The organism is Streptomyces sp. NPDC031497, from assembly GCF_055580905.1.
Genome location: NZ_JBVIKO010000021.1, coordinates 108100 through 130975, shown reverse-complemented (window position 1 = coordinate 130975; position 22876 = coordinate 108100). Strand labels below are relative to the sequence as shown.

The 22876-nt window shown below is 71.5% G+C and carries 21 protein-coding genes; 6 read left to right on the top strand and 15 right to left on the bottom strand.

Annotated features, from left to right (window positions below):
- The first annotated feature begins 21 nt into the window (after nucleotides 1–21).
- Nucleotides 22–462 carry an Lrp/AsnC family transcriptional regulator gene (locus tag ACZ5K7_RS34925; protein WP_468919918.1) on the top strand — a complete coding sequence of 147 codons (441 nt, stop codon included), beginning with the start codon at nucleotides 22–24 and terminating at the stop codon, nucleotides 460–462.
- A gap of 21 nt (nucleotides 463–483) precedes the next feature.
- Here ACZ5K7_RS34925 and ACZ5K7_RS34920 read toward each other — a convergent pair whose 3' ends face one another.
- From ACZ5K7_RS34920 to ACZ5K7_RS34890, 7 genes are all read right to left on the bottom strand, one after another.
- The gene (locus ACZ5K7_RS34920) at nucleotides 484–1581 is read right to left on the bottom strand and encodes a PP2C family protein-serine/threonine phosphatase (RefSeq protein WP_351711132.1); all 1098 of its coding nucleotides are present in this window, start codon (nucleotides 1579–1581) and stop codon (nucleotides 484–486) included.
- A gap of 321 nt (nucleotides 1582–1902) precedes the next feature.
- Nucleotides 1903–2790 (bottom strand): Gfo/Idh/MocA family protein, encoded by an 888-nt coding sequence (locus ACZ5K7_RS34915; RefSeq protein WP_468919915.1) that lies wholly within the window; start codon nucleotides 2788–2790, stop codon nucleotides 1903–1905.
- Nucleotides 2791–2837: 47 nt separating this feature from the next.
- Nucleotides 2838–3821 carry an ATP-grasp ribosomal peptide maturase gene (gene tgmB / locus ACZ5K7_RS34910; protein ID WP_351711128.1) on the bottom strand — a complete coding sequence of 328 codons (984 nt, stop codon included), beginning with the start codon at nucleotides 3819–3821 and terminating at the stop codon, nucleotides 2838–2840.
- A gap of 15 nt (nucleotides 3822–3836) precedes the next feature.
- Nucleotides 3837–4028 carry a putative ATP-grasp-modified RiPP gene (tgmA, locus tag ACZ5K7_RS34905; protein WP_351711126.1) on the bottom strand — a complete coding sequence of 64 codons (192 nt, stop codon included), beginning with the start codon at nucleotides 4026–4028 and terminating at the stop codon, nucleotides 3837–3839.
- Nucleotides 4029–4204: 176 nt separating this feature from the next.
- Nucleotides 4205–5071: a fructosamine kinase family protein gene (locus ACZ5K7_RS34900; protein ID WP_468919912.1), complete on the bottom strand. Its 867-nt coding sequence runs from the start codon at nucleotides 5069–5071 to the stop codon at nucleotides 4205–4207.
- Nucleotides 5072–5273: 202 nt separating this feature from the next.
- Complete coding sequence (locus ACZ5K7_RS34895; RefSeq protein ID WP_468919909.1) at nucleotides 5274–5741, bottom strand: hypothetical protein; 468 nt, start codon at nucleotides 5739–5741, stop codon at nucleotides 5274–5276.
- A gap of 267 nt (nucleotides 5742–6008) precedes the next feature.
- Nucleotides 6009–6989: a Vgb family protein gene (locus ACZ5K7_RS34890; protein ID WP_468919907.1), complete on the bottom strand. Its 981-nt coding sequence runs from the start codon at nucleotides 6987–6989 to the stop codon at nucleotides 6009–6011.
- A 352-nt stretch (nucleotides 6990–7341) separates the two neighbouring features.
- Here ACZ5K7_RS34890 and ACZ5K7_RS34885 point away from each other — a divergent pair, with 352 nt between their 5' ends.
- The 3 genes from ACZ5K7_RS34885 to ACZ5K7_RS34875 all read left to right on the top strand — a co-directional run bounded on the left by ACZ5K7_RS34885 (nucleotide 7342) and on the right by ACZ5K7_RS34875 (nucleotide 10321).
- The gene (locus ACZ5K7_RS34885) at nucleotides 7342–8730 is read left to right on the top strand and encodes a glycoside hydrolase family 43 protein (protein WP_468919905.1); all 1389 of its coding nucleotides are present in this window, start codon (nucleotides 7342–7344) and stop codon (nucleotides 8728–8730) included.
- A gap of 236 nt (nucleotides 8731–8966) precedes the next feature.
- Nucleotides 8967–9530, top strand: coding sequence for a hypothetical protein (locus tag ACZ5K7_RS34880; protein ID WP_468919903.1), 564 nt, complete (start codon nucleotides 8967–8969; stop codon nucleotides 9528–9530).
- A gap of 101 nt (nucleotides 9531–9631) precedes the next feature.
- The gene (locus ACZ5K7_RS34875; RefSeq protein WP_468919901.1) at nucleotides 9632–10321 is read left to right on the top strand and encodes a class F sortase; all 690 of its coding nucleotides are present in this window, start codon (nucleotides 9632–9634) and stop codon (nucleotides 10319–10321) included.
- Between the two features lie 69 nt (nucleotides 10322–10390).
- On the opposite strand, the gene ACZ5K7_RS34870 is transcribed toward ACZ5K7_RS34875, so the two are convergent.
- From ACZ5K7_RS34870 to ACZ5K7_RS34845, 6 genes are all read right to left on the bottom strand, one after another.
- Nucleotides 10391–11398 (bottom strand): LacI family DNA-binding transcriptional regulator, encoded by a 1008-nt coding sequence (locus ACZ5K7_RS34870; protein WP_468919898.1) that lies wholly within the window; start codon nucleotides 11396–11398, stop codon nucleotides 10391–10393.
- 2 nt (nucleotides 11399–11400) lie between these two features.
- Nucleotides 11401–12702, bottom strand: a complete 1302-nt coding sequence (locus ACZ5K7_RS34865; protein ID WP_468919895.1) for a glycoside hydrolase family 27 protein — start codon at nucleotides 12700–12702, stop codon at nucleotides 11401–11403.
- 17 nt (nucleotides 12703–12719) lie between these two features.
- Nucleotides 12720–14243: an alpha-N-arabinofuranosidase gene (locus ACZ5K7_RS34860; RefSeq protein ID WP_468919892.1), complete on the bottom strand. Its 1524-nt coding sequence runs from the start codon at nucleotides 14241–14243 to the stop codon at nucleotides 12720–12722.
- 418 nt (nucleotides 14244–14661) lie between these two features.
- The gene (locus ACZ5K7_RS34855) at nucleotides 14662–15498 is read right to left on the bottom strand and encodes an ABC-2 transporter permease (RefSeq protein ID WP_468919889.1); all 837 of its coding nucleotides are present in this window, start codon (nucleotides 15496–15498) and stop codon (nucleotides 14662–14664) included.
- Nucleotides 15495–17051 (bottom strand): DUF1349 domain-containing protein, encoded by a 1557-nt coding sequence (locus ACZ5K7_RS34850; RefSeq protein ID WP_468919886.1) that lies wholly within the window; start codon nucleotides 17049–17051, stop codon nucleotides 15495–15497. Before ACZ5K7_RS34850 ends, ACZ5K7_RS34855 begins: the two co-directional genes overlap by 4 nt.
- Nucleotides 17048–17995, bottom strand: a complete 948-nt coding sequence (locus tag ACZ5K7_RS34845) for an ATP-binding cassette domain-containing protein (protein WP_468919883.1) — start codon at nucleotides 17993–17995, stop codon at nucleotides 17048–17050. Before ACZ5K7_RS34845 ends, ACZ5K7_RS34850 begins: the two co-directional genes overlap by 4 nt.
- Before the next feature lie 124 nt (nucleotides 17996–18119).
- Between ACZ5K7_RS34845 and ACZ5K7_RS34840 the strand changes: the two genes are divergently transcribed.
- Entirely contained in the window at nucleotides 18120–19370 is a 1251-nt protein-coding gene (locus tag ACZ5K7_RS34840) for a sensor histidine kinase (RefSeq protein ID WP_468919880.1), read from the top strand.
- On the top strand, nucleotides 19367–20044 hold the full coding sequence (locus ACZ5K7_RS34835) for a response regulator transcription factor (RefSeq protein ID WP_468919877.1): 678 nt from the start codon (nucleotides 19367–19369) through the stop codon (nucleotides 20042–20044). The genes ACZ5K7_RS34840 and ACZ5K7_RS34835 overlap by 4 nt, the downstream gene beginning before the upstream one ends.
- Before the next feature lie 226 nt (nucleotides 20045–20270).
- Here the strand turns inward: ACZ5K7_RS34835 and ACZ5K7_RS34830 are convergent, their stop codons facing one another.
- Nucleotides 20271–21716 carry a glyceraldehyde-3-phosphate dehydrogenase gene (locus ACZ5K7_RS34830; RefSeq protein WP_351711098.1) on the bottom strand — a complete coding sequence of 482 codons (1446 nt, stop codon included), beginning with the start codon at nucleotides 21714–21716 and terminating at the stop codon, nucleotides 20271–20273.
- 563 nt (nucleotides 21717–22279) lie between these two features.
- A complete protein-coding gene (locus ACZ5K7_RS34825) occupies nucleotides 22280–22594 on the bottom strand; it encodes a hypothetical protein (RefSeq protein ID WP_351702302.1) in 315 nt (104 codons plus the stop codon).
- Nucleotides 22595–22876 lie beyond the last annotated feature (282 nt).

The following is a 22876-nucleotide window of genomic DNA, read 5'->3' as shown; positions in this document are numbered from 1 at the left end:
GGAAGAGGAGTGGGGACGCACATGGACGACATCGACCGGGCCATCCTGCGCGAGCTGCAGAACGACGGCCGGATCGCCTATGCCGACCTCGGGCCCCGGGTCGGCCTGTCCGCCTCCGCTGCCCGGCAGCGGCTGCAGCGCCTGCTGGACTCCCGGGCCGTGCAGGTCGTCGGCGTCACCGATCCGATGGCCATGGGCGGCCAGGCGATGGCGCTGCTCGGCATCGGCGTGGACGGCGACCCCCGCGCCGTCGCCGACGCCCTCGCCGTCCACCCCGAAGTGGTCTACTCGGTGTTCACCTCGGGCGGCTTCGATCTGTTCGCCGAAGTGGTCACCCCCGGTCCGAAGGAACTGCTCGACTTCGTCAACGACGTCGTCCGGCCGATCGAGGGCGTGCGTGAGGTCCGCTCGTTCCCGTACTTCGGCATCCACACCCACCGCTTCCTGTGGGACGTGGGCTGAGCCGGGACGTGGGCCGGGGCCTCAGGTGATGCCGGGCGCCAGGACGAGCATGGTGGCGTCGTCCCGCACCTCACAGCGCCGGGACAGGTCGGACCACACCAGTTCGGTGAGCTCGGCCGCCTCCGCGCCGGCGAACCGGGCCAGCCGCTCCGGGAGCGGATAGAAGCGCCCGGCCTGGTCACGTGCCTCCCAGACGCCGTCCGAGGCGATGAACAGCCGGTCGTCGGGCCCCAGCTCGACCGTGACCTCCTTCGGCGGTTCCACCCCCACCAGACCGAGTCCCACCGGTGCCCCCGGCGCGACGGCCAGTTCCTGGGCACGTCCGTCGCGCAGCAGCACCGGCGCCGGATGACCGCAGGCCACCAGCCGCACCGACCGCAGGTCGGCGGAGAACTCCACCAGCAGGGCCGTCGCGAACAGCTCCGCGTGCGGTACGTCGGCCGAGTCCACCGCCAGCCGGCGGTCCATCCGGGCCGCCACCGACTCCAGGTCCGGCTGGTCGAGGACCGCCTCCCGGAACGCGCCGAGCAGCGACACCACCGTGGAGACGGCCGCCAGCCCGTGCCCGCGGACGTCCCCCATCACCGCCCGCACGCCGAAGGGTCCCTCCCGCACGTCGAAGAAGTCCCCGCCGACCAGCGTGCCGTGCTGTGCGGCCCGGTACAGCCCGGCGCACCCCACCGCCCCCACCCGCTCCGGCAGCGGCGGCAGCACGGCCCGCTGCACCGCCTCGCCCACCGCCCGCTCGGTGACCAGCTGCGCGTCCCGGTGACTGCGCACGTACGACACGAACACGCTCAGTAGTGCGACGAAGGTGACCGTGAGCAGGTCGGTGTCGCCGGGATGGTTCAGATGGGTGGCGGGCACGTTCAGCAGGACCACGACCAGGCAGCTGAGCACGGCCGTCGCCAGCGGGCCGTAGGACAGCACGGCCAGCGGCGGGATGGCCCCGAGCAGGAAGCCGAAGTCGTGTCCGTCGGGACTGATCAGTGTCGCCGCGGTCACGACCGCGAGCAGCAGCACGGGCAGCACCCGTACCCAGCGCGGCGGCGGTGCACCCTGCAGCCAGCCACGCCCGTCACGGTAGTCACGCGACGACCAGCCGCGCACCGAAGTCACATCCCTAAGCTACGCCCGTGCCCGGACACCGGCCCCGTGTGGATCTTGAAATGCCCTGGCGGCGCATTCCGTGGCCGGGTCCCGACCGGGGCCTGTGCCGTGCGGGCCGTAGGCCCAGGACCGGACGGAAGGAGGCGAGTGTGATGTCCACCTCACTCATCCCGCGCCCCCTCCCGTCCCCCGGCCACGACAGGCCGCAGCCGACCCGACAGCCGCCCGCGCCGCCTGCCGCCCGCGCCCGCCCCGCCTGTCGCCCGCGCCCGCCCGCCGCCCGCGCCGCCTGCTGGCCGCCGGCTGAGAGGCTGCCCCTTTTGGAGATCGTCAGCCGATGTCCTTGCCCAGCAGGGTCTCCGCCTCTGTGAGGATCTCGGTGACCCGCAGGGCGAACGCGGCGTCGCAGGGGTGCGGACGGCCCGTGCGGGCGGCGGTCACCAGGGCGTCGGCGGCCCGGGACAGGGCGGGCACGGCTCCTTCCGTACTCCTCGGCAGCAGCGTCACCCCCGCCTCGCCCCGCAGCTCCACATCGGCCCCGGCCGCCGCCGGGGGAGCCGTGAGGCTCAGGGTCACCGTGCTCGACGCACCGGCGACATGGTCGAGGACGAGATGGACGGTGTCCGCGGGGCCGTGCACGGCGGCCGCCACCCGCCGTACGTCGCCCAGAACCGGCAGCAGCACGGACAGGGCGTGCGGGCCCACGTCCCACAGGGCGCCCTTCTCCCGCCGCCACGGCGACGCGGCGAACGGGCTCTCGTCGGTGAACACCGACCCCAGCCACTGCGCCCGCGCCGTGAACCAGCCCGCCGTGCCGGCCTGGTCGCCGATCCACGCCTCCGGTTCGCTCTGGAAGCGGGTGGTGAAGAAGACCACCGAGGCGACCCCGGCCCGCTCGGCCGCCTCCACCACCGCCCGCCCCTCGGCGACGCCGAGGGCGAGGGGCTTGTCCAGCAGCAGATGCCGGCCGGCCGTCGCGGCCCGCACCGCCAGTTCCGCCTGGACGGCCGGCGGCAGTGCCACCGCCACCGCGTCGACATCGGCGAACAGCGCGTCCACGTCGTCGTACGCCCGGACCCCGTACTCCTCGGCCAGCGCCGCCGCGGCCTCCGGGCGGCGGCCCCACACCCCGGTGAAGTCCAGCGACCGGTGCTCCGCGAGCGCGGGGGCGTAGGCCGCCCGTGCCCAGGGGCCCGTCCCCAGCAGTCCGATGCGCATCTCTCGTTCCTTTCTCCGTGCCCGGTCCCACCGCGTCGCCCGGACCGTCAAGGCGTCGTGCTCCGCCCGCCGTTGACGTACGGCCGGTACTGCTCCGTGCCGTGCGCCAGCCAGCCGGCGATGGTCTCGGCGATCGGTTGACCGGTGTCCATCTCGACGAAACCGAACTGGCCCGACTGGTTGCACTCCAGGAACCACCAGATGCCGTCGGCGTCCTCCGCGAAGTCGAAGGCACCATAGGCCAGCTCGGCGTCCTTCATATACGTGTGAACGGTCTCGGCGACTCGCGGCGGCACCTCCGCCGCCTGCCAGGGAGAGACGGACGGGGCGAACCGGACGTCCACGTCGTCGGGATGCGCGTCCGGGCTCACCGGCTTGCGGGCGGCCAGCAGCCGCTCGCCGACCACCGTCAGCCGGATGTCGGCCCGTTTGGCCACCCGTCGCTGCAACAGCGTCGGCCCGAACGCCACCGCCGCGAAGTCGGTGTCCGGTGCCACCCGGCTGGTCGGCACCGCCCGCGGCGGCTCCTGCGGATGCGCGCCCGACACCGGCTTGACCACCAGGTCCGGGAAGCGCTCCGCGAACTCCCTGGCCGCCTGCGGGAACGTGGTGATCAGTGTCGCGGGCACGGCGAGCCCGCTGCGCTGCGCCAGCCGCAGCTGCCACGGCTTGTGGCGGGCCCGGCGGGCCGCGTCCGGATGGTTCATCCAGCGCGCGTCGGTCCCGCGCAGCATGCCGTACAACGCCTGTTCGGACTCCTCGGTCAGCCAGGTGGACGGCTGGGTGGCCCGGGCGGCCGCCACTCCCGGTCTGCGCACCCAGATGGCGCGGAGACCGTTCATGCTCACCAGGCGCCCGTTCACGGACAGATGCCCGCGACTGGCACCCTGCACGTACTCGCCCGACAGGGCCACACCGCTGGTCAGATCGGCAGGATCGAGGCGGACGACGGGTACTCCGGTCTCGTGCAGCCGGAGGACCACCATGTCCGCCGTCACGTCCTCGTCACTGGTCAGGATGAGCACAGTCATCGTCGGGGTCCGCGCTCAGTCGTCGAAGTGCGTCTTGGAGCCCGCCGTGGAGGTCGTGGTCCCCAGGGCTCTGAGCATTGCGTGATCGGTGGCTGCGATCCGGCCATCGAGGAGAACGTTCAACTGCAGTCCGGAGTCATACGCGTACGGAGTGGTGACGTCCAACTGCACTGCGGGGCGTGCGTAGTTGAGCGCGAACGGTTGCATGGTCTCTCCCTGTTTCGTTCTTCCATGCACTTATACGATTCGAACGCGTGGTTGGTTTCCTTACTCTGCGTAATCTCAGCCCTAATTAAGGGCTTGTTAAGGAACCATCCGGAAATCAGCGGCGAATCGTTCCCGCCCGTGGCCGATTTCACATGCCCGTCCGGCATGTGACGGCGTCAGATGCCCGCGATGGTCCGGGATGTCTCCAGGGTCCGTTCGGCGTAGCCCCGTCCGAAGAGCACGGTATGCACCAGCAGCGGAAACAACTGATGCACCGCCACACGCTCCGTCCAGCCCGCGGCCAGGGGGGCCACCTCCTGGTACCCCTCCAGAATCAGGTCAAGGTACGGGCAGCCGAAGAGGCGGAGCATCGCGAGGTCGGTCTCGCGGTGCCCGCCGTGCGCGGCCGGGTCGATCAGCCGGACCGTGCCGTCGGCGCCCCACAGGACATTGCCGTTCCACAGATCTCCGTGCAGCCGGGCGGGCGGCTCGGGTGGCCCCGCCACCTCCGGGAGCCGCTCGCAGACCCGCTCGATCACTGCGGCCTCGCCGGGCCGCAGGGCTCCCCGGTCGACCGCCATGCGCAGATACGGCAGCACGCGGTGCTCGGCGTACCAGTGCGGCCAGTCGGTGCCCGGCTCGTTGCGCATCGGGGCGCGGCCGATCCAGGCGTCGTCCGGGCCGCCCGGCGGCGCGGCCCCGAAAGCCCGGGCCCCGGCGGCGTGCAGAGCGGCGAGCGCCTGGCCGAAACGTGTCGCCGCCTCGGCGCCCGGGTGTCCGGCGGCGACCAGTTCGGTCACCAGCCACCGCTCGTCGTGCCCCAGCACCTCGGGTACCGCGACCGCTCCGGCGGCGGTCAGCCAGCGCAGCCCGGCCGCCTCGGCCGCTACCGCGCCGGGGTCCTCGCCGCGCTTGACCATCACCGCGCGCCCGCCCGCGAGCGTTACCTCAGCCAGGCCGCCCGACCGGGCCCGCACGGCCGAGACAGGCCGCCCGGTGAGCCGGGCGGCCGCCGCGTCAGGACCTTCGCCGCCGTCGACCACGGCCACCAGACTAGGGGCTGTCTGACAATTCCCGTCGTCGCCCGGAGGGCGGCCTCGCGGCGTCAGGTGCGTGCTCTCGGCGGGCCGGGCGTAGGCCCTCGTACTGGACGTACTTGGGTCTGCGCCCGGTGCGGCGAGAGTTCGTGCATGGCGTCGTGAGGCAGACGGGAATTGTCAGACAGGCCCTAGGGGCCGCCCAGGCTCAGGACCCCCAGGTGCCCTGGTCCACGGCGCAGTTCCACCCCGTGCCGTGCAGGGCGAACTTCACCTTGTAGGTATGGGTGTTCAGCAGATGGGTCTGCACCTTCACCCCGAGACTGGCCTTCTTCTTCAGCGTCGTCGTGTACACCGACACCGTCTTCGACGTCTTGTGGCTGACCTTGCCGCCCTTGGCCGTGGCGCTGCCGAAGCGGATGTTCTTCACGTCCGTCACGGTGAACGTGACCTTCTTGAAGCTCTTGCTCGCGCTGGTGTTCTTCACCGCGAAGTACAGGCCGCCGTTGGTGACCCAGCCGCTTGAGTTCACGTAGAAGCGGCTCGGATAGACGATGTCGACCGGGCAGCCGGTGCTCCGCGCCGCCCCGGCCTGCGCGGAAGCGCCGGTGGCGAGGCCCAGTTGGGCGGCGGTGACGACGCCGGCGGCAGCCAGGACACCCAAGGAAGTGCGCATGCGGTTCACTACGGTGATACCTCCCCCTGCGGTATTCATCGGACAGTAGAGGAGGATCCCACCTACCGGGCCTGAAAGCACCCGTTTTTCCACGGGACTTCCACCATTGCTACGACAGGTTCCGGCCAGACCCGGTGGGTAACCACCCACTGGCGAGCGGAGCCGAGCTGTTGTACGTCCGGGGGCTTCGTGAAGCGCATCCCGGAGCGGCTGCCGGTGACCTGGCAGCACCCACGCCAGTCGGGTGCTTCTCCAGCTGGGCTTGTCTCAGGCCGGCTCGATCCGGCCGATCGCGTTGCCCAGCAGTTCGGTGAACCACACCGTGCCGTGCGGGCCGGCCGTGAGCCGGAAGGGCGACTTGTCGGGACCGGCCGGCACCGGTACGACGGTGATCCCGCCGTCCGCCGCCACCCGGCCGATGCGGCCGGACCGGTCGGTGAACCACACCCGGCCGTCCGGCCCCGCGGCGATCCCGCCGGGGTCGCCGTCCGCTCCGGGCAGCCGGAACCGGGTGACACGGCCGGTGCCGTCGATCCGGTCGACGGAGTCCGACCCGGACGCGGTGAACCACATCCCGCCGGGCCCGGCGACGATGTCCTCGGGGAAGTCGGCGCGGCTCGGCAGCGGGAACTCGGTGATCCGGCCGGTGGTCTCGATCCGCCCGATCCTGCCGCCGGCCAGTTCGGTGAACCAGAGGGCACCACCGGCGCCGACGGCGATGCCGTACGGGAGGGCGGCGGCCGTCGGCACCGGGTACTCGCTGATGTCGCCCGCGGTCGTGATCCGGCCGATCCGGTTGGTGCCCGGTTCGGTGAACCACAGGGCGCCGTCGGGTCCGCGGGTGATGCCGGCGGGCGCGCTCGCGACCCGGGGCAGGGCGAACTCGGTGACGGTGCCGGAGGTGGTGATCCGTCCGATGCGTCCGGCCGCCTGCTCGGTGAACCAGAGGGCATGGTCCGGCCCCGGGGTGATGGCGAAGGGCGCGCTGCCCGGGGTCGGGGTGCGGCGGTCGGTGACGGTGCCGTCCGCCGCGATGCGCCCGATCCGGGCGGCGCCGGACTGGGTGAACCACAGCGCCCCGTCCGGCCCGGCGGCGATCCCGGCGGGGAGGCTGTCGGCGGTGGTGGTGATCGGAAACTCCGTGACATCACCGCCGCCAGCGGCGCGGGCGGGGGCCGCGACGGCGGTCACGCCGGTGAGGGCGCCGAGCAGGAGAGCGAGCGCACGTCGGGGGAGTCGGCCGGGCATACGGGGTCCTGATCCTCGTCAGACGGACTTTCGGATCGAGGCTAGACGCGGCCGCGCGACCGTACGACCCGACCGGTCCGGACGGGGGAGGGAAGTGTCGTTGCCGGGTGCGCCCCTTCCCGCTCGCCGCGGTCCCGCTGCTGCCGGTCGATGAACAGCCAGGTCACATGACCCTCACAGTGATGGCTCCGGACTGCGCCCCGCGACCCCCCGCGCCCGGTGGAGAGAGCGAAATCCGAGTAACTCCCTTGTTACGCAAGGATTGACGCGCCCCACGCGCCCCTCTAGTTTCTGATCGCCTCTCCGAACCGCGTTCGAAGTCTCGGACAATCCCCCTTCGTCTGGAGCGCACATGAACGGCATCCCCCTGTCGCGCCGTCACTTCCTCGGCGCGGCCGCGACCGTCCCCCTCGCCGCCACCGGCGCCCTCGCCCTCGGCGCCGGAACCGCCCGGGCCGCCACCAACTCGGCCTATGTGATGTGCTACTTCACCGAGTCCCCGGACATGCTGGCCGCCAACTACGGCCTGCACCTGGCGGTCAGCACCGACGGTCTCCAGTGGACCCCGCTCAACCAGAACAACCCCGTCGCGACCCCCACCGCCGGCTCGCTCGGTCTGCGCGACCCGTTCATCCTGCGCAAGCAGGACGGCACCTTCGTCGTCCTCGCCACCGACCTGTACGGCACCGACTGGAGCTACGTCAGCCAGTACATCCACGTCTGGGACTCCACCGACCTGCGCAGCTTCACCGGCTACCGGCGGATGAAGCTGCACGACATGGACACCCACGCCTGGGCGCCGGAGGCCTTCTGGGACGCGGGACGCGGTACGTACGGCGTCATCTACTCCGCCGTGAACGACAGCGGCCACAACGTCATCATGATCAACTACACCGGTGACTTCGTGACCGCCGGCGACCCCCAGGTCTTCTTCGACCCCGGCTACGACGTCATCGACGGGGACCTGGCGGTCGGCGTGAACGGCGTCAACTACCTGTACTTCAAGAAGAACTCGACGCTGGTCGGCGCCCGCTCCGCCTCGCTGGACCCGGGCAGCTTCACCGAGTTCAGCACGGCCGTCTCGCACAACGGCACCGAGGCCCCGACCCTCGTCAAGTCACTGACGTCCAGCTCGACCTGGTACCTCTGGGGCGACACCTGGGACCCCAACGGCGTCTTCTACGCCTGGGGGACCAGTGCCCTGTCCGCCGGCACCTGGACGGCCCTCGACCAGAAGACCTACACCCAGCCGCTCAACTCCAAGCACTGCGGCATCCAGCCCATCACCTCGACCGAGTACAACAACCTCGTCGCCACGTGGGGCACCCCCGCCTGGAACCGGCTGAAGTCCTACAACTACCCGGCCCGGTACGTCCGGCACAGCAACTTCGTCGGCCGGATCGACGAGTACGCCTTCGACCCGTACACCGACGGGATGTGGAAGCTGGTCCCGGGCCTCGCCGACAGCGGTGGCGTGTCCTTCCAGTCGGTCAACTACCCGACCCGCTACCTGCGCCACTACAACTACCAGCTGCGGCTCGACGAGAACGACGGCACGACGACGTTCGCCCAGGACGCCACGTTCTACCGGACGGCCGGACTCGCCGACTCCTCCTGGTCGTCGTTCCGGTCGTACAACTACCCGACGCGCTACATCCGCCACTCCGACTACGTGCTGCGGATCGACCCCGTCTCCACCAGCGCGGAGCAGGCCGACGCCACCTTCCACGTCGGCTACTGACACCGCGGCGGGCCCGTCGTGCGGCGACACGCCGACGACGGGTCCAAGTGCCCCCTAATGGCCGTATGCCGCCGGGCGGGATTGACCCAGCCGGGCGGTGTTGGGCGTGTCGTCACCACGGATGGGCGGCCTGGATGGTGCCCGGCCTGGGGCTGGCTGACGGTGGTTCATGTCGGGGCCGGGTCGTTTCAGCCGATGGAGTATCCGCTGCCCGGCCACGGCGAAAGGACATCGAGATGCGTTCTGCCCGCATGATCCTCGCGACGACGGCCGCCACCGCAGCCCTCGCCTTCGCGGCACCCGGCGCTCAGGCCGCGGTCGCGGGCGACTGGGACAACGGAGGCCGTGACGACTCTTCCTACAGCAAGGAGCACAACGACGACAGCAGCCACGAAGGGCCGCGTGGCGGGATGCACACGGGCGGCGGTGTACTCGCCGTGGCCAAGCTGAGCGACGCATGGGACTCGGACAGCGGCAACGACAGCAAGTTCGACCCCGAGACCTACAAGGACAAGGGCGACGGCCAGGGGGGCAAGGACGACAGCGGCGGCAAGGGGGACAGTCAGGGGGGCAAGGACGACAGTGGCGGCAAGGGCGACAAGGGGAGCGGTGAAGGCCGGGACGAGGGCGGTTCGTGGGGCGACGACGAGGACAGTGAGAAGCCGCACGGCGGTATGCACACCGGCGGCGGCGGCCTCGCGACGCCCGGGGTGACGGCCGGCGGGCTGGCCGTCCTCGGTGTGGCGGCCGCCGGTGCCTACGCGCTGCGGCGCAGGAAGGCCGTCGGGTCCGTGTCCTGACGGGGTTACGCATACGGGAGCCGCGGCCGCCGACCGTCACAGGCGCGGCCGCGGCCCCGTTCCGCCCCTCCCGCTGCCGTGCCCCAGAAAGGTGACCTGTGATGGCAGCTGGCCCCTCTTCCTCGAACCCCGAGGCCCCCACACCCGACGCCGCGGATCCCGGGAACCCGGACGGCACCCGGCGCGCCGGACGGCTGCCCGTGTGGGCCGTGGCCGTCCTGCTCCTGGCCGTGGCGCTGCTGGGTGGACACGGCAACGCCTCCGACGCCTCGGGCGGCACGCGGGCCGAGAGCGCGGACGCCGCCCCCTCGGGCGATGCGCGCCGGGCCGGCGAGGCGCTGCCCCGGTCCGCGCCGACCCGCCTGCTCATCCCGAAGATCGCTGTCGACGCCCCCTTCACCACCCTCACCCTCGCCCCCTCGGGCCAGCTCCAGCCGCCGCCCGCCGCCGACACCAACCTCGTCGGCTGGTACGCCGAGGGCCCGGCGCCCGGCGAGGCGGGCACCGCGATCATCGCCGGGCACGTCGACACCAAGGTCTCGGCGGCCGTCTTCGTCCGGCTGGACGAACTGGAGCCCGGCGACCACTTCTCGGTGCTCCGGGCCGACGGCACGCAGGTGGACTTCGTGGTCGACAGCGCCGACACCTTCGCCAAGGACGACTTCCCCAGCGAACGCGTCTACGCGGACACCTCCCGCCCGGAGGTGCGCCTGATCACCTGCGCCGGCGACTACGACCACGACGTGAAGGACTACACGGAGAATCTGGTCGTCTTCGGCCACCTCGTCTGATGGGGACTCGTGACGCTTGCGTCACCTCCCTCCCATGCCCAGGGGGGCGTCCGTGGGCGGCTGAGCGGTTCAACCGCCCGTCGACTCCCGTACCACCAGGCGGAAGGGGCCGATGAACTCCTCCCGCTCCGGCCCGGGTCCGGCCGGGTCGATGCGTGCCGCCAGCAGGGCGACCGCGCGTTCGGCCATCAGGTCGTGGTCCGGGTCGACGGTGGACAGGGAGGGGACGAGGTAGGCGCTCTCGTCGACGTTGTCGAAGCCGATCACCTTGACCTGTTCCGGCACCCGGAGTCCGGCGTCGGCGAGAGCGCGCAGCACGCCCATGGCCACCGTGTCCGTCACACAGAACACGCCGTCGAGATCGAGGCCGCCGGCCACCTCCTCCCGGATGCGGCGGGCGGCCTCCCGCATGGTGAGCGACTCGGTGGTCACCACCAGTTCCGGGTCGGCCGGCAGTCCCGCGGCGGCCAGCGCCCGCAGATATCCGGCGTGCCGCAGGCTCGACACGTCGGCCTCGCTGCCCAGGTGCCCGCACACGAGGGCGATCCGCCGGCAGCCCCGCTCGACGAGATGGCGGGTCGCCGCCTCCGAGGCCGCCTCGTTCGGCATGGCGACATGGTCGACGGGCCCGCCGAAGAGCCGCTCGCCCAGGATCACCACCGGATGGTCGACCTCCAGCGCCTCGGCATCGGCCGCCCCCATCCCGACGGTGCTGAGGATGAGGCCGTCGTAGAGCCGGTTGCGGGACAGGGCGATGGCCGCCAGTTCGTTCTCCCGGCGGGCGCCGGTCTGCTCGATGCTCACCCCGAGGCCGTGCCGGTCGGCCGCCGCGATGATCGACGCGGCCAGCCGCCCGTAGTACGGACGGTTGATCTCGGGGACCGCCAGGCAGATCGTCCCGGTACGGCCCTTGCGCAGATTGCGGGCGGCGACGTTGACCCGGTAGTCGAGCCGGGTCATCGCCTCCAGGACGCGGTCGCGGGTGGCGGGGCGGACGTTGGGGTGGCCGTTGATCACGTTGGAGACGGTCATCGCCGACACGCCGGCCGCCTTCGCCACGTCCTGGATCGTCGCCACGCTCACTCCCGCCTGCCGTCCTCGGCAAGACGATAGAGGGCCGCGCCGTGGGCGGGCAGTTCGACGGTCAGCCGCCGCTCGTCGTGGGCGGTGTCGGTGCGGGTCCAGACCTCCCGGACCCGGTCGCGGGGCCCGGCCCCGATCGACCCCAGCGGCACCTCGAAGCGGCGCTCCTCGTCCGCCAGCGAGAACACCGCCGCGTACCGGGTGTGCCCGTCGGTGTCCCGGGCGGTCCACAGCACCAGGTCCCGCTCCCGCAGCACCTCCCGGTTGCCGGTGCTGTGCCACAGGACGTCGAGGGCCTCGTCGTTGGTGAGCAGTTCGATGGTCTCGGACGGGCTGGTGGGCAGGTCGCCACCCATCATCAGCGGTGACCGGGAGATCAGCCAGAGGGTGAGCAGGCTGGTCTGCTCGGCGTGGGTGAGAGCGGACTGGCGGTCCGCGCCGCGTTCCGCGCGGATGCCGATGTGGCCCAGCGGCAGCATGTCGGCGTCGGCCCAGCCCTGTCGGCCCTGCCAGGGGGCCCAGCGGGCCATCCGCGCGAACTGTGCCTCGACATCCTCCCAGCGGTCCCACAGGTCGTCGCAGACCCGCCACATGGTGGCGTGCTCCCGCAGGTGGTCGAGGCGCGCGAGGGACATGTCCGTACCGGGGGAGAGGCTCAGCTCGATGGGCCGCCCGCTGCGCTCGACGGCCCGGGCGTAGGCGGCGATCTCCCGCTCGTGATACGGGAAGAGCATGTCGTCGGCCTTGACGAAGTCGACGCCCCACGCGGCGAATTGGGCCACCTGGGCGTCGTAGTAGGCCTGGGCGCCGGGGTGGTCGTGGTCGAGGCCGTAGTTGTCGGAGTTCCAGGGGCACACGGAGTCGGTGTCGGCGACGTCGGCGGCCGTGAACTCCGTCCCGAGCACCGGGAGTTTCGCCTCGACCGCTCGCCGGGGGATGCCCCGCATGATGTGCAGCCCGAACCGCAGGCCCATGCCGTGCACGCGCTCGGCCAGCGGACCGAACCCGGCTCCGGCGGCGGCGGAGGGAAACCTGTTCGGTGCGGGGAGCTGACGGCCGTGGGCGTCGAGGACGAGCGGGGCGTCCGGGTTGTAGCCGTGGGACCGGGCGGTGGGCTCGTACCACTGGATGTCCACGACCACGGTGTCCCAGCCGTGCGGCAGCAGGTGCTCGCGCATGAACTCCGCGTTGGCGAGGACCTCCTCCTCGGTGACGGTGGTGCCGTAGCAGTCCCAGCTGTTCCAGCCCGTCGGGGGCCGCAGGTGGCGCGGGGGCAGCGGGCGTGGGGATCGGGTCATGTGCGCACTCCTGAGGGTCAGCGCTGGTTCAGCGGGGCCTGGACGGTGACGAACGAGTGCGGGGGGAGGGTGAGCCGCAGGCCGTGACCGGTCACCGCGAGCCCGTCGAACTCCCGAGGAGCGACCGCTGTTGCGGCCTCCGGTGAGTTGTGGGCCTGGAGCTTGTCGGCCGTGAGGACACGGGCGGTCGGCTCGCCCAGGGTGCCGCCGCGCAGGTCGAGGGTGACGTCCGCGGGTTCCTCGGCGTCGAGGTTGCTCAGCGAGATCAGGACCGTGCCGTCCTTGACGCTGGCGGAGGCGGAGAGGGTGTCGAGTTCGGCGTCCCCGACCCGGCGCCGGGTGCCCTCGCCGCTCAGGTGCACCGGAAGCGACGTCGCGTCCTGGTGGCCCTTGTTCATCTCGAAGACGTGGTAGGTCGGGGTCAGGACCAGGGCGTCGCCGTCGGTCAGGAGCATGGCCTGGAGCACGTTGACGGTCTGGGCGATGTTGGCCATGTGCAGGCGGGCGGCATGCCGGTGGAAGATGTCGAAGTGGGTGCTCGCCACCAGCGCGTCCCGCAGGGTGTTCTGCTGGAAGAGGAAGCCCGGGTCGGTGCCGGGCTCCACGTCCCACCAGGTGCCCCACTCGTCGAGGACCAGGCCGACCGTGCGGCCCGGGTCGTAGACGTCCATCACCGTGGAGTGGCCGGTGAGGATGCGGTCGATACGGCGGGCCGACAGCATCGTGCGGTAGTAGTCGTCGGTGGTGAACTCGGTGGCACTGCCCTTGGCCTCCCAGGGGCCGGAGAGCGTGTAGTAGTGCACGGACAGGCCCTGGAAGAAGGTCTTCGGGGTGGCCTCGCAGCCGAAGCAGCTGATCTGCTGCATCAGGGTCTCGGTCCACTTGTAGTCGGCGTCGGAGGCGCCCGAGGCGATGCGGTAGAGCTTGTTGTCACCGTGGTCGCGGCAGTATGTGGCGTACTGGCGGGCCAGGTCGGCCGAGTACTCGGCGCGCATGTTGCCGCCGCAGCCCCAGGTCTCGTTGCCGATGCCCCAGAACCTGACCCGCCAGGGCTCCTCGCGGCCGTTCTCCTTGCGCAGCCGCACCATCGGGCTGTCGCCGTCCCGGGTGAGGTACTCGACCCACTCGCTCATCTCGCGGACCGTGCCCGACCCGACGTTGCCGCTGATGTAGGGCTCGGCGCCGAGGAGTTCGCACAGGGCCATGAACTCGTGGGTGCCGAAGTGGTTGTTCTCCTCGACGTTGCCCCAGTGCGTGTTGACCATCCGGGGCCGCTGCTCGCGCGGACCGATGCCGTCCCGCCAGTGGTATTCGTCGGCGAAACAGCCGCCGGGCCAGCGGAGGTTGGGGATGTCCAGGGCGCGCAGGGCCTCGACGACGTCCAGGCGGATGCCGCCCTCGTGGGGGAGCGGGGAGTCCTCGCCGACCCAGAAGCCGCCGTAGATACAGCGACCGAGGTGTTCGGCGAAGTGACCGTAGAGGTGGCGGCTGATGATCGGGCCTGCGATGTCGAGGTTGATGATCGCGGTGGCGGTGGGCACGCGGGTACTCCTGTCCGGGAGGCCGTCTGGTCGATATACCGAACGGTGTTCGGAATTGTTTGTATCGATAAAAGCTGCCATCGGGGCGTGGGTGCGTCAAGGGTGGTGCACGGGGCGGGAAGGGGTGGGTCGGCATACGAGCGGCACGTGCCACGTCCTTGTTTCACCGCTGGTGGACGTGGGCGCGGGTTGCCCGAAGTGACGCCTCCGGCATGTCATGTATGCGCGTCTGCTCCAAGGCCAAGGCGCCGGCTACGGGGAGATCAGCGTCAGGACCGGAATCCCCAAGACCTCCCTGCACCGCTACCCGAAGGGGTGGCGGTGCAGGGAGCCGGGGCGGCCGTCGCATACCTGATGTCGGTCGTTCCCGGAGTCGCCGGGGCCCGAAGCCTCCGCGCTCGCGGTCGGCTCGGTTCGGCTACGCGTCGCGCCTGTGCAGCAGCAGGCTGCCGACCAGCAGCGCGGCCGCGGCCCACGCCGCGAGCACGCCCAGGCCGGCCCATGGACCGATGGGCAGCTCGTGCAGACGGACGGTGGCTTGGACCGCGAGGCCGGCGGTCATGGGCGAGATCTCCTGGAGGCGGCGCTGCCACTCCGGGTCCCTGACCACCTGGGTGACGACCGGGAAGAGGTAGAGCAGCCCGAGCACGATCCCGATGGCGGTCGCCGCCTCCCGTACCGCCGTCGCCACGCCGAGGCCGATCAGGGCGATCAGGACGAGGTAGAGGACCGAGCCCACGGCCGCGCGCAGGGTCGGGCCGTCGGCCAGGGACAGCGGGGCATAGCCGTGCGCCTCGGTGAATCCGTTGCCGGGCAGGATGTAGCGGCCGACAAGGAGGGAGGCCAGAACGGCAGCCGCCCCGGAGGCCAGGACGACCGTCGTGAGGACCGTCGCCTTGGCGGTGAGGACGGTGAGCCGGTTCGGCACCGCCGTGAGCGTGGTGCGGATCATCCCGGTGCCGTACTCGCCGCTGACGGCCAGCACCGCGAAGACGGCGATGACCGCCTGCCCGACGGTGACGCCGGTCAGGGCGAGCTTGACGGCGTCCTGGCCGCACCCCGCGTCGGGGCACTTCACGGCCTTGGCGGTACCGCAGCCGACGGCCACGGTCAGCGTGACGGCCAGCAGGAGCAACCTCCCCATTTCCCCTGCGGTGCGCAGCTTCGTCCACTCCGCGCGCAGGGCACGGCCGAAGCCCCCGCGCCACGCGCCGTCCGCCGTGCTCGTGAGTCGCGCACCGCTCAGGAGACTCATACGTCCCTCCCGCGCAGCCGCACCACGGCCAGACCAAAGGCGAGCGCGGCGTATCCGCACAGCACCGCGAGGCCGGCCCATGGCGCCAGCGGGTAGTAGCCGGTCGACGGCTCGTACACGCTGAGCACCTGCGCGTACCGCGGCAGGGTCTGCTGGATGGCGAAGCCCGCGGCCGGGGTCACCCGCAGCAGCCACTCCGATACGACCGGGGGCAGTACGCCGGAGGTGGCAAGCAGGAAGGGCAGCACGATCGACGCGATGACCAGGGCGACCGCCGTGCCGCTGCGCCGCAGCAGGGCACCGACGCCGAGAGCGAGCACGGCGGCCGCCGCGCAGAGCAGGCCGGTGCCGACCATGACGCGCAACTCGGTCGCCGACGCGACGGGGAAGACATGGAAGCCCCTGCCCCGCGCGCCGCGTTCCCCAAGGGGAACGGTGATCGCGGCGGCCACCAGGCCGATGGCGGACGCGACGCCCCCGGCCACCAGCGCCTTGGCACCAAGCACGCGGCCCCGCAGGGGAGTTGCCGCCATGGTCGTACGCAGCAGACCGCGCCGGTACTCGCCGGTGATGAACACGGTGCCCACGGCGATCACCACGATCAGCCCGGCGAAGGTACCGACGAGGAAGTTCTCGACGGAGAAGCCGACGCCCATGACGGGCCCGCCGACGACCGGTGCGATGTCACCGGCCCCGGTCACGGTGAACCCGCCGCCGTCGGTCCGGGTGAAGCCGCCCTTGGTGGTGTTCGGGTAGCTGCCGGAGGTGCCCGCGTCGCCGCCCACCTGTGTGCCGCTCCACGCGCTCCGGGACCAGCTGCCGGTGAGGCCGGGACGGCCGAAGGTGCCGGTGGCCACGGCGGGGCTGAAGCCCGTGCCCGCCGCGGTGTCCTGCTTCGCCTCCGGTGACGTGGCGAAGAGCCCGGCCTGCACGGTGCGCGCGAGCCCCGGCAGCTTCGCGTGGCCGACCCTGGTCCAGTGGGAGCCGTCGGTGGAGGTGGAACCGGTGAGCCTGTCACCGGAGCGGACCAGGCGCAGCCAGCGCGGGGACTCCTGGGAGACATGGCCGGAAGGGCCCGCCGTGTCGTGCGTGTAGTCGTACTGCATGCGCACGCCGTGGCCGCCGGTGGCCATGACCGCCGCGTACGGGGATCCCTGGGTGAGGCTTTCCTTCACGATGATCCCGGCCTTCGCCCAGGGTTGGGCGCTCCGGGCTGTCTTGCCGGTCCCGGTGTCGGCCACACCAGTCAGCGACCGCAGGGGAACGGTCAGGGTGCCGTCGCCGGTGAGCGTCTTGCGGACGAAGTAGAAGCTGTCGTTGACGGCCTCGCCGCCGGGGCCCTTCGGGTACGAGGCGGAGGCGGCGCCGCGACCGCCGGGGGCGGCCGTGCCGAGCAGGCCGACCACGGTCGTCACCAGGAGCGCCCCCGCCATGGCGAGGACCCAGCCGCGTACCGTACGGAACTTCGTCCACTCGGCGTGCAGCGTCCTGAGGAACCCGCCCCGCTCGGCGCGCCTCGTGGCCGGGGGGCGAGGGGCGAGGGTGGCGGTCATCGCGTGGCCTCCCCCGCCGGGATGCCCCGGTACTCCACCGCGTCCCGGGTGAGCTCCATGTACGCCTCTTCGAGCGTCGCCCGGTGCGCGGACACCTGGGAGAACGGCACCTCGTTGCGGGCGAGCAGGGCCACGATCTCCTCGTCGGGCAGACCCGTGACGGCGAGGGTGTCGGGACCGGTGGCGAGAACGGTGGCGCCCGCGCCGTGCAGGACCTGGGCGGCGCGCGGAGGCGCGGAGGTACGCAGGGTGACCCGGCCGCCGGACGCCGCGGCGAGCAGTTCGGACACGCTGGTGTCCGCGACGACCCGGCCGCGGCCGATCACCACGAGGTGGTCCGCGGTGTCTTCGAGTTCGCCCATCAGGTGACTGGAGACCAGGACGGCGCGCCCCTGCCGGGCCAGCGACGACAGGAAGCCGCGCATCCACACGATGCCGTCGGGGTCGAGGCCGTTGAACGGCTCGTCCAGCATGACGATCGGCGGGTCGCCGAGCAGCGCCGCCGCGATCCCCAGGCGCTGGCGCATGCCCAGCGAGAAGCCGCCGGCCTTGCGCCGGGCCGCCGTGCCCAGGCCGGCCTGTTCGATGACCTCGTCCACCCGGGGGGCCGGCACGCCCTGTGAGTGGGCCAGCCACAGCAGGTGGTTACGGGCGGTGCGGCTCGGCTGCAGCGCGGAGGCGTCGAGCAGGGCCCCCAGGTGCCGAAGCGGGCGGCGCAGGGTGCGGTACGGCACCCCTGCGACCAGAGCCTTGCCCTCCTCAGCCGCGTCAAGGCCCAGGATCACGCGCATGGTGGTGGACTTGCCCGCCCCGTTCGGGCCGACGAAGCCGGTCACCCGTCCGGGCCGTACGGTGAACGTCATCCCGTCCAGAGCCAGCTGTGACCCGAAGCGTTTACGCAGAGCGATGACCTCGATGGTCGCCTTCGTACTCTCCCTGTTCATGGGCACACCCTGTGATGCAGCGAGTTACAGGGGCCGAACGGCCGCTGTCACCTCGCTGTTAGGCGCCTCGGCTTAGCCTGGCCTGGTACGCGTCTGGGTGCGGTGGCGAGAGGGGAGCATGCGGATGGAATGGGGTTCGCCCCGACGGCTCGCGGGCCTGACCGCCCGGCTCGGCCTGCACCGTGGCACCGCCCGCACCCGCTTCACCGCCTTGTACGTGACTCTGTTCCTGCTGTCGGGAACGGCGCTGCTCGCGATCGCGGCCGTGGTGGCATCCGGCGGATCGCGCTCCAGCCAGACCGTCCCCGATGGCGGCACTCAGCCCGCCACGGCGGCACAGGCCCAGGGCCGCATCGATGACCTGGAGCAACAGCTGGCTCAGGCGCACGGCACCCAGTCCCAGCAGATCCTGATCGGCTCCGCCATCGCCCTCGGCGTCATGGCGGTGATCTCGGTCGGCCTCGGCTGGTTCGTCGCCGGCCGGGTGTTGCGCCCGCTGCGCGTGATGACAGCGGCCACTCGCCGGATCACCGCCGACAGCCTGCACGAACGCCTGGCCATCGGCGGCCCCGGTGACGAGGTGAAGGACCTCGCCGACACCATCGACGACCTACTCGGCCGCCTGGAGGGCTCCTTCGACGCCCAGCGCCTCTTCGTCGCCAACGCCTCCCACGAACTGCGTACCCCACTCACCACGATGCGGGCCTCCCTGGACGTGGTGCTCGCCAAGCCGGGCCCGGTACCCGAGACCACGATCACGCTGGCCAACCGGATGCGCGCCGAACTCGACCAGGTGGACCGGCTGCTGGGGAGTTTCCTCGTCCTGGCTCGCACCCAGCACGGCGAGTTCACCGACCGGGCGCGCCTCGCCCTCGGCCAACTCGCGCTGACCGCCCTGACCGGACGGGCGCAGGACATCGCGGCCAAGGGCCTGACCGTGCGCGAAAACCGGATCGACGGCTCCACGTGGGTGTGCGGCAGCCAGACGCTGCTGCGCCGCATGGCCGACAACGTGGTCGACAACGCGATCGCGCACAACGACCCCGGGGGCTGGATCAGCGTCGCGGTACGGGCTGACGAAGACGACGCAGGCGCGGTGTCCCTCGTCGTCGAGTCCAGCGGACCGGTCCTCGACCAGCAGCGGGTGGCGGACCTCACGCGGCCCTTCCGCCGCCTCGGCGCCGACCGGACCGGCACCGGCCAGGGCAGCGGCCTCGGCCTCTCCATCGTCGCCGCCATCACCCAGGCCCACCACGGCACCCTGGACCTGCGCGCCCGCCCCGACGGCGGCCTGCGGGTCACCATCACCCTCCCCCGTGCGGACGGCAGGGCGACTGCGAAAGCTCCCCACACAGGGACGGGCGTGGCGCGTTGAGAATCCTGGTGGTCGAGGACGCCCGCCCCCTCGCCGAAGTCATTGCCGAGGGACTGCGCGACCAGGGCATGGCCGTGGACGTGGCCCACGACGGGCTCGACGCCGCGGCCAAACTGGACGTCAACGCGTATGACGTCGTCGTGCTCGACCGCGACCTGCCAGGCATCCACGGCGACACCCTCTGCCAGATGATCACCGAGCGGGACGGCCGCGCGATGGTCCTGATGCTGACCGCCGCCGACTCACCCGGCGACCGCGTCAGCGGCCTGACCCTGGGCGCCGACGACTACCTCGCCAAGCCCTTCCACTTTCCCGAACTCGTCCTGCGCGTCCGCGCCCTGGCCCGCCGCCGCCCCGCCGCCCGATCCCGCACCCTGCGCACGGCGGGCATCGAACTCGACCCGATGCGCCGCACCGCCAGCCGCGACGGCCGCCGACTCGACCTCTCCGTCAAGGAGTTCGCGGTACTCGAAGCCCTCCTGAACGCGAGCCCCGCGTTCCTCAGCACGGAGGGTCTCCTCGAACAGGTCTGGGACGAACACGCGGACCCGTTCACCAACACCGTCACGGTGACCATCAGCCGCCTGCGCCGCAAACTCGGCGACCCCCCGGTCATCGCCACCACACCCGGCGTGGGGTATCGGATCACCGACCCGGCCGTCCCACCCGACTGAGCAGCCGGCAGGGGCCGGCTGCCCGCGAGCGGAGGCCGTGCTCAGTGCACCCGACTCCAATCGTCCGCGCAGCCTACGTCGGAGACTGACACATGCGATTGCACGCGCTCGAAGTCGTCGCTCACGACCCCGGACCTCGCTCGTATTCCGGTCCCACCCCGGGAATGACGAACGGCTCACCTCCCTCGCGCTCGCGAGGGAGGTGAGCCGTCCGGAGCGAGGGGCGTCAGACCGCCGTCGCCGGGAATGTCGGGTACTCGACGCCGGAGACGTGCTGGACGACCCGGACCACCTGGCAGGAGTAGCCGAACTCGTTGTCGTACCAGAGGTAGAGGATCGCGTTGTCGCCCTCCACCTTCAGGGCGCCCGCGTCCACGATCGACGCGTGGCGCGAGCCGATGAAGTCGCTGGAGACGGCGTCCGGGGCGGTGATGAAGTCGATCTGGCGCTTCAGCGGGGAGGTCAGCGACACCTCGCGGAGGTAGTCCAGGACCTCCTCGCGGGATGCCTCGCGGGCCAGCTGCAGGTTGAGGATCGCGATCGACACGTCCGGCACCGGGACCCGGATCGAGCTGCCGGTGATCCGCGCCTTGAGGTCGGGCAGCGCCTTCGCGACGGCGGACGCGGCACCCGTCTCGGTGATGACCATGTTGAGCGGCGCGGACCGGCCGCGACGCTCCGACTTGTGGTAGTTGTCCAGCAGGTTCTGGTCGTTGGTGAACGAGTGGACGGTCTCCACGTGCCCGCGCAGCACCCCGTACTCGTCGGCCATGGCCTTCAGCGGCGGCACGATCGCGTTGGTGGTGCAGGACGCGCAGGACAGGATCTGCTCGTCCGGCTTGATGGTGTCGTGGTTGACGCCGTGCACGATGTTCGGGACGTCGCCCTTGCCCGGCGCGGTCAGTACGACCTTCTCGATACCGGGCCGCAGGTGCGTCGACAGGCCCTCGCGGTCCCGCCACTTGCCCGTGTTGTCGATGAGGATCGCGTCCCGGATGCCGTACGCCGTGTAGTCCACCTGGGACGGGTCGTCGGCGTAGATCACCTTGATCTCGTTGCCGTTGGCGAGGATCGTGCTGTTCTCCTCGTCGACGGTGATCGTGCCCTGGAACTGGCCGTGGATGGAGTCGCGGCGCAGCAGTGAGGCGCGCTTCACGATGTCCTGGGCCCCGCTGCCGCGCACCACGATGGCCCGCAGGCGCAGCCCGTTGCCGGAGCCGGACTTCTCGATGAGCAGCCGGGCGACCAGGCGGCCGATGCGGCCGAAGCCGTACAGGACGACATCGCGCGGCTCGCGCTGCTCGATCTTGTTGGCGCCGGTGGCCCCGGCGACCGCCTCCGCGGTGAACGCCTCGACGTCCAGGCCCCGGTCATCGGCCTTGTAGGTCGCGGCGAGCATGCCGATGTCGATCTGGGAGGGACCGAGGTCGAGCGTGGTGAGCGCCCGCAGGAAGGGCATCGTCTCGGTGACGGAGAGCTCGGCGCCGGCTATCTGGCGGGCGAACCGGTGCGTCTTGAGGATGCTGACCACCGACTTGTTCACCAAGGAGCGGCTGTGGAGGAGGACGGTCACGTCCCGCTCCCGGTGCAGCTTCCCGATGATCGGGATCATCGACTCCGCGATCTCCTCGCGGTTCTTCCAGTTGGTGAACGAGTCGTCGTTGACAGTCACAGATCTACTCTCGATCGAGCTAGGTGGCGCTCATATGCTAAACCGGCCGGTCAATGATCGATCAAGGGGGTCCCGGTGTGATGTGGGCCGTCCTGGTGTGACGTCGGTCGCGGGACTCTGAACCGGTGCGGGCCCAGGTCATGGCGGTGGACCGCGCAACCCTGCGCCCGGGTGCCTTCTGCGCGGAAAAGACCGGTGGCGCCGATCACTGTGTCGTGATCGGCGCCACCGGTCGGGGGCTGGACGGCACGTGGCCCAAGCGGCTCGGACGGCGTCGGCTGCGGCTCGGCAGCGCGTCGAAGGGGTGCGGGGCCGCACCGCGATGCGGCCTCGCCGCGACGGGGCCGCAGCCGGACGGCGGCACGTCACGCCGCTTGCGGCGAAGCGTCTAGGGCCTGTCTGACAATTCCCGTCGTTGCCCGGAGGGCGGCCTCGCGGCGTCAGGTGCGTGCTCTCGGCGTGCCGGGCGTAGGCCCTCGTACTGGACGTACTTGGGTCTGCGCCCGGTGCGGCGAGAGTGCGTGCATGGCGTCGCGAGGCAGACGGGAATTGTCAGACAGGCCCTAGCGAGGGTTGAAGACCACACTCGCGAAGTGGACGCTGCTGGGCGCCGAGTGCCCGGCAGGGACCCGGAGCGCGGTGCCCTTGCACTTCTGCTTGCTGTAGACGACGAGCGCCTTCTTCGTGGCGTTCTGCGGACCGCGCGCCTCCTGCGCCATGTCGAGGCACTTGCGCTCCGGCGGGTTTTGGATGGCGTACGCCTTGCCCTGGGGCCCCACCCAGACGAACGACCCGTCGGCGGCGGCGGCCGGACCGATGGTGACGACGGCGAGGACGAGCCCGCCGAGAGCGGCGGTGAGCGGACGGCTGAGACGCATCGTGATGTCCTTCTTGAGCGGTGAAAACGGTGACGACGGCATCGACGGAAGAGACCGAGGCCCGGCGCCATCACACACCGGCACCGCACCCGTACGCCCCGGCGACACGGAAACGTCCCACGTCCGGGGGACGCCCGGCGGCGTGTCATGACGCTCCGGCCCGGCCGGCCGGGCGGTGGCCCCGAGGACAAGTGCGGGACCGGTGACGGTGGTTGACCGATACCGGTCACCCGTGCGCCCGTTACCGAGGAGGCGCGGGAACCGTCGGCGATTCATTGACGC